The 5,839-nt window shown below is 67.8% G+C and carries 7 protein-coding genes; 6 read left to right on the forward strand and 1 reads right to left on the reverse strand.

All coding sequences use genetic code 11. The features are described 5' to 3' along the window. Both AAG801_RS39705 and AAG801_RS39710 read left to right on the forward strand, forming a co-directional pair. Positions 1-156, forward strand: a 156-nt coding sequence (locus AAG801_RS39705) for a GreA/GreB family elongation factor (RefSeq protein ID WP_341893382.1), incomplete at its 5' end; no start/stop codon positions are given. After that, complete coding sequence (locus AAG801_RS39710; RefSeq protein WP_341893376.1) at positions 156-611, forward strand: DUF4149 domain-containing protein; 456 nt, start codon at positions 156-158, stop codon at positions 609-611. The genes AAG801_RS39705 and AAG801_RS39710, both read left to right, overlap by 1 nt. Here AAG801_RS39710 and AAG801_RS39715 read toward each other — a convergent pair. Then, positions 589-1,062 carry a YhbY family RNA-binding protein gene (locus AAG801_RS39715; protein ID WP_341893377.1) on the reverse strand — a complete coding sequence of 158 codons (474 nt, stop codon included), beginning with the start codon at positions 1,060-1,062 and terminating at the stop codon, positions 589-591. The two genes, AAG801_RS39710 and AAG801_RS39715, sit on opposite strands and share 23 nt — an antisense overlap. Positions 1,063-1,099: 37 nt before the next feature. Here AAG801_RS39715 and AAG801_RS39720 point away from each other — a divergent pair, with 37 nt between their 5' ends. The 4 genes from AAG801_RS39720 to glmM form a co-directional block, all read left to right on the forward strand. Next, on the forward strand, positions 1,100-1,801 hold the full coding sequence (locus tag AAG801_RS39720) for an RlmE family RNA methyltransferase (protein ID WP_341893378.1): 702 nt from the start codon (positions 1,100-1,102) through the stop codon (positions 1,799-1,801). 141 nt (positions 1,802-1,942) lie between these two features. Next, the gene (gene ftsH, locus AAG801_RS39725; RefSeq protein WP_341893379.1) at positions 1,943-3,847 is read left to right on the forward strand and encodes an ATP-dependent zinc metalloprotease FtsH; all 1,905 of its coding nucleotides are present in this window, start codon (positions 1,943-1,945) and stop codon (positions 3,845-3,847) included. 64 nt (positions 3,848-3,911) lie between these two features. Continuing rightward, positions 3,912-4,742, forward strand: coding sequence for a dihydropteroate synthase (folP, locus tag AAG801_RS39730; protein WP_341893380.1), 831 nt, complete (start codon positions 3,912-3,914; stop codon positions 4,740-4,742). A 24-nt stretch (positions 4,743-4,766) separates the two neighbouring features. Further along, positions 4,767-5,839 (forward strand): phosphoglucosamine mutase (gene glmM, locus AAG801_RS39735; RefSeq protein ID WP_341893381.1); only part of this gene is annotated, 1,073 nt, incomplete at its 3' end.

The raw sequence follows: 5,839 nt of genomic DNA on the forward strand, positions 1-5,839 counted from the left end.
GTCGGCGAGGACGAGGCCGACCTGAAGCAGGGCCTGATCTCGATCGGCTCGCCGATCGCACGCGCGCTGATCGGCAAGAGCAGCGGTGACGTCGCCGAGGTGCAGGCGCCGGGCGGCACCCGCCACTACGAGATCGTCGACGTCCGCTACCTCTGATGGACGCTCGCTTCGGGCGTGCGATGGCGGTGGTGGCCGGCCTGTGGGCCGGCGTGCTGCTGGCCATCGCGCTGATCGGCGCGCCGGCCGGCTTCGCGGTGCTGGCCGAACGCGCCGACGCCGGCCGCGTCGCCGGCCACATGTTCGTGCGCGAGGCCTACCTGAGCCTGGGGCTGGCCGTGGTGCTGTTCATCCTCGAGCGGGGCCGGGCCCGGCGCGCTGCCGACGAGGGGCAGGGTTCGGCGCTCAGCACCGAGTTGTTGCTGCTCGCCGGCGTGCTGTTCTGCACCGTCGCCGGCTACTTCGCGCTGCAGCCGATGATGGCGGCGGCGCGGGCCGGGCAGGGCACCTTGTCGTTCGGCGCCTTGCACGCCATCTCGACGGTGTTCTACGGCCTGAAGACCTCGCTTGTGTTGGTGCTGGCCTGGCGGCTCAGTCGACCACGCGCTTCTTGATGCTGGTGACGCGCTTCTTGGCGCGCTTGAGTTCTCCGCCCGCGGCCAGCCGCTGGTTGCCCAGCACCTTGACCTTCTTGATCTGCGGCCGGTGGTTGCCGCTGCGCGAGAACTTCAGCACCTTGACCACCTTCGGGCCGGGCATGCGGTCTTCGCGCTCGGCCTTCTCCTTCGGCGGAATCGGGCGCCACAGCACCAGCAGCTTGCCGATGTGCTGGATCGGCGCGGCGTTGAGGGAGTCGGCGAGTGTGGCAAGGATCTCCTCGCGGGTCTCGCGCTCGTCGGAGAACACCCGCACCTTGATGAGGCCGTGGGCGTTGAGCGCCGCATCGATCTCCTTGCGCACGGCGGGCGTGAGGCCGTCGCCTCCGATCAGCACGACCGGATCGAGGTGATGGGCATCGGCGCGTTTGTCCTTGCGCTGGGCAGGCGTGAGTTGAATGGCAGGCATGGCCCTATTATCCCCGCGACATGAGAGTCCAGACGTTATGAAGACGGGCAGCAAGAAGCTCAACAAGGCGTGGCTGCACGACCACATCAACGATCCCTACGTGAAGATGGCGCAGCGCGAGGGCTACCGCGCCCGCGCCGCCTACAAGCTCAAGGAGATCGATGAGGCGCTGCACCTGATCAGGCCGGGGCAGCTGGTCGTCGATCTCGGCGCCACGCCCGGCGCCTGGAGCCAGTACCTGCGGCGCAAGTTCGCACCCAAGGATGCCGGCACGGGCGGCGCAGCGGTGGGCGAACTCAACGGCACGATCATCGCGCTCGACGTCCTCGGCTTCGAGCCGATCGAAGGTGTGCGCTTCATCCAGGGCGATTTCCGCGAGGATGCCGTGCTGGCCGAGCTCGACGCGGCGGTCGGCGGGCGGCCCGTCGACGTGGTGGTGTCGGACATGGCGCCCAACCTCTCGGGCATCGAGAGTTCAGATTCGGCGCGCATTGCCCACCTGGTCGAACTGGCCGTGGATTTCGGCTTGCGCCACCTCAAGCCCGACGGCGCCCTGGTCTGCAAGGTCTTCCACGGCAGCGGCTACAGTCAGCTCGTCGAGCTGTTCAAGGACAGCTTCCGGGTGGTCAAGCCGATCAAGCCCAAGGCCTCGCGCGACAAGTCGGCGGAAACCTTTCTGGTCGGCATTGGTCTCAAGGCCAGTCGCAAGAAGCTCGAAGAAACCCTGCCAAGTGCCTGATTTGCCCCGATTCACACAGACGTTCCAGGGTGAAACTCAGGCGGTGCGGGGGCTTGCGTCGACTAAAATCGCACACATCTACCGTGGCAATGGGCGGAAAGCGTGTCCGCCGCGTTGTCTTGACCGGGAAAAGGAGCCGCGGTGAACAATCAATGGTTCTCTAAAGTCGCTGTCTGGCTGGTGATCGCACTCGTGCTGTTCACCGTGTTCAAGCAGTTCGACCGCGGGGTGACGGCCTCAGGCCAGATGGGCTACTCGGAGTTCCTCGACGAGGTGCGTAACAAGCGCATCAAGAGCGTGGTCCTGCAGGAAAGCGGCGGCGGCAGCACCGAAATTCGCGCCCGCACCACCGACGACAAGGAAGTGCGCACCACCGCCACCTACCTCGACCGCGGTCTGGTGGGCGACCTGATCAACAACAACGTCAAGTTCGACGTCAAGCCGCGCGAGGAGCCCTCGTTCCTGCTCAGCCTGCTGGCGAGCTGGGGCCCGATCCTGCTGCTGATCGGCGTGTGGATCTACTTCATGCGCCAGATGCAAGGCGGTGGCAAGGGCGGCGCCTTCAGCTTCGGCAAGAGCAAGGCGCGCATGCTCGACGAGGCCAACAACACCACCACCTTCGCCGACGTCGCCGGCTGCGACGAGGCCAAGGAAGAGGTCAAGGAACTGGTCGACTTCCTGAAGGACCCGCAGAAGTTCCAGAAGCTCGGCGGCCGCATCCCGCGCGGCGTGTTGCTGGTCGGCCCCCCGGGCACCGGCAAGACGCTGCTGGCCAAGGCGATTGCCGGCGAGGCCAAGGTGCCGTTCTTCAGCATCTCCGGCTCCGACTTCGTCGAGATGTTCGTCGGTGTCGGCGCGGCGCGCGTGCGCGACATGTTCGAGCAGGCCAAGAAGAGCGCGCCCTGCATCATCTTCGTCGACGAAATCGACGCGGTCGGCCGCCACCGCGGTGCCGGCCTGGGTGGTGGCAACGACGAGCGAGAGCAGACGCTGAACCAGATGCTGGTCGAGATGGACGGTTTCGAGACCAACCTCGGCGTGATCGTGATGGCTGCGACCAACCGGCCGGACATCCTCGACCCGGCGCTGCTGCGCCCGGGCCGATTCGACCGGCAGGTCTACGTGACGCTGCCCGACGTGCGCGGCCGCGAGCAGATCCTGAACGTGCACATGCGCAAGGTACCGGTCGGCCAGGACATCCGCGCCGACATCCTGGCGCGCGGCACCCCGGGTTTCTCCGGCGCCGATCTGGCCAACCTCGTCAACGAGGCCGCTCTCTTCGCCGCGCGCCGCAACGGGCGTGTGGTCGAGATGGTCGACTTCGAGAAGGCGAAGGACAAGATCATGATGGGCCCCGAGCGCAAGTCCATGGTCATGCCCGAGGAAGAGCGCCGCAACACGGCCTACCACGAGGCAGGCCATGCGCTGGTCGCCAAGCTGATGCCCAAGACCGACCCGGTGCACAAGGTGACGGTCATTCCGCGCGGCCGCGCGCTGGGCGTGACCATGCAGTTGCCCGAGGGTGACCGCTACAGCATGGACAAGGAGCGCATGCTCTCGACCATCTCGGTACTGTTCGGGGGGCGCATCGCCGAAGAGGTGTTCATGCACCAGATGACCACCGGCGCCAGCAACGACTTCGAGCGCGCCACCGCGATCGCCCGCGACATGGTCACCCGCTACGGCATGACCGACGAACTCGGCCCGATGGTCTATGCCGAGAACGAGGGCGAGGTCTTCCTCGGCCGCTCGGTCACCAAGACCACCAGCATGTCGGAAGAGACGATGCGCAAGGTGGACGCGGTGATCCGCCGCATCATCGACGAGCAGTACACGATCGCGCGCAAGCTGATCGAGGACAACCAGGACAAGATGCACGCGATGGCCAAGGCGCTGCTCGAGTGGGAAACCATCGACGCCGACCAGATCGACGACATCATGGGCGGCCAGCCGCCGCGTCCGCCGAAGGACTGGACGCCGTCGTCGGGCAAGCCGACGACCGCGACGCCGCCAGTCAGCCCGGGCAGCGCCACGGCGACGGCCTGAGGCGCGTTCTGGCAGTTCTGGACGGGGCTTCGGCCCCGTTCGTCGTTTCCGGGAGTCCCCGAGCATGTTCTGGCAGACCACGCGCTTTCGCATCGACCTGAGCCGCCCGAAGGTGATGGGCATCGTCAACGTCACGCCCGACTCCTTTTCCGACGGTGGCCGCCACGACGACACGGCGGCGGCGCTGGCGCACTGCGAGAAGCTGCTGGCCGAAGGCGCCGACATCCTCGACATCGGCGGCGAGTCGACCCGCCCCGGCGCCGCGCCGGTGCCACTGGAGCAGGAACTGGCTCGCGTGTTGCCGGTACTCGACGGTGCGCTGAAGCTCGGCGTGCCGGTGTCGATCGACACGCTCAAGCCCGAAGTGATGTGGCGTGTGCTCGAACGCGGCGCCGACATCGTCAACGACATCAATGCACTGCGCCTGCCCGGCGCCGAGGATGCGGTGGCGGACCATCCCTCCTGCGGCGTCTGCCTGATGCACATGCGCGGCGACCCGGCGACGATGCAGCAGCGACCGGCCTACGACGACGTGGTCGCCGAGGTGAGCGACTTTCTGCGCGAGCGCATGGCGGCGCTGACCGTGCGAGGTGTGGACAGCGAGCGCATCGTGCTCGACCCCGGCATCGGCTTCGGCAAGAGTGTCGAGCACAACCTGGCGCTGCTGCGCCGTCAGCGCGAGCTGCTGGCGTTGGGCAGGCCGCTGCTGGTGGGCTGGTCGCGCAAGTCGACGCTGGGGGCGATCACCGGCCGCCCGGTCGACCAGCGCGTACCTGCCAGCGTGGCGGCGGCGCTGGCCTCGGTGCAGCTGGGCGCGCGGATCGTTCGTGTGCACGATGTCGCGGCCACCGTCGACGCCCTGAAGGTGTGGGATGGCGCGGGACTGGTCGGCTGACAGAATCCGCCGCGGAGGAATTCGATGAGCAGAACCTATTTCGGCACCGACGGCATTCGCGGCACGGTCGGCCAGGCGCCGATCACGCCCGACTTCATGCTGCGCCTCGGCCACGCCGTGGGCCGCGTGCTCAAGGCGAGCGACGAGCGTCCGACGGTGCTGATCGGCAAGGACACGCGCATCTCCGGCTACATGATCGAGTCGGCGCTGGAGGCCGGTTTTGCCTCGGCCGGCGTCGACGTGCTGATGACCGGGCCGCTGCCGACGCCCGGCGTGGCCTACATGACGCGCGCGCTGCGCCTGAGCCTGGGCGTGGTGATCAGCGCCTCGCACAACGCCTTCGAGGACAACGGCATCAAGTTCTTCTCGGCCCGCGGCGAGAAGCTGCCGGATGCCTGGGAGCAGCAGGTCGAGGCGATGCTGGAGCGCCCGGCGGAATGGGTCGACTCGGCGCGCCTGGGCAAGGTGCGCAAGCTCGAGGACGCGCGTGGCCGCTACATCGAGTTCTGCAAGAGCACCTTCAGCAACGATCTCTCGCTCAAGGGGCTGAAGATCGTGGTGGACGCGGCCCACGGTGCGGCCTCGCGCGTGGCGCCCAACGTCTTCCACGAGTTGGGCGCCGAGGTGATCGAGATCGGCTGCAGCCCCGACGGCATGAACATCAACGCCGGAGTCGGCGCCACCGCGCCGGCAGCGCTGGTCGGGGCGGTCAAGGAGCACCGTGCCGACTACGGTGTCGCGCTCGACGGTGACGCCGACCGGCTGCAGCTGGTGGACGCTGCCGGCCGGCTCTACAACGGTGACGAACTGCTCTACGTCATGGTGGCCGACCGCCTGGCCCAGCAGCAGCCGGTGCCCGGCGCCGTGGGCACCTTGATGACCAACATGGCAGTCGAGGTGGCCTTCAAGGAGCGCGGCGTGCCCTTCGTGCGCGCCAAGGTCGGCGACCGCTACATCCTCGAGGAGCTGGCGGCGCGCGGCTGGCAGCTCGGTGGGGAGGGCTCCGGCCACCTGTTGGCGCTGGACCGCCATACCACCGGCGACGGCATCGTCAGCGCGCTGCAGATCCTGCAGGCCGTGCGCCGCACCGGCCAGAC

The sequence above is a fragment of the Variovorax sp. YR752 genome, assembly GCF_943372545.1.

What these genes read in the sequence shown, in the direction of transcription:
- AAG801_RS39710 (WP_341893376.1), top strand. Translation starts at nt 156, where the DNA reads ATGGACGCTCGCTTCGGGCGTGCGATGGCGGTGGTGGCCGGCCTGTGG.
- AAG801_RS39715 (WP_341893377.1), bottom strand. Translation starts at nt 1,062, where the DNA reads ATGCCTGCCATTCAACTCACGCCTGCCCAGCGCAAGGACAAACGCGCC.
- AAG801_RS39720 (WP_341893378.1), top strand. Translation starts at nt 1,100, where the DNA reads ATGAAGACGGGCAGCAAGAAGCTCAACAAGGCGTGGCTGCACGACCAC.
- folP (WP_341893380.1), top strand. Translation starts at nt 3,912, where the DNA reads ATGTTCTGGCAGACCACGCGCTTTCGCATCGACCTGAGCCGCCCGAAG.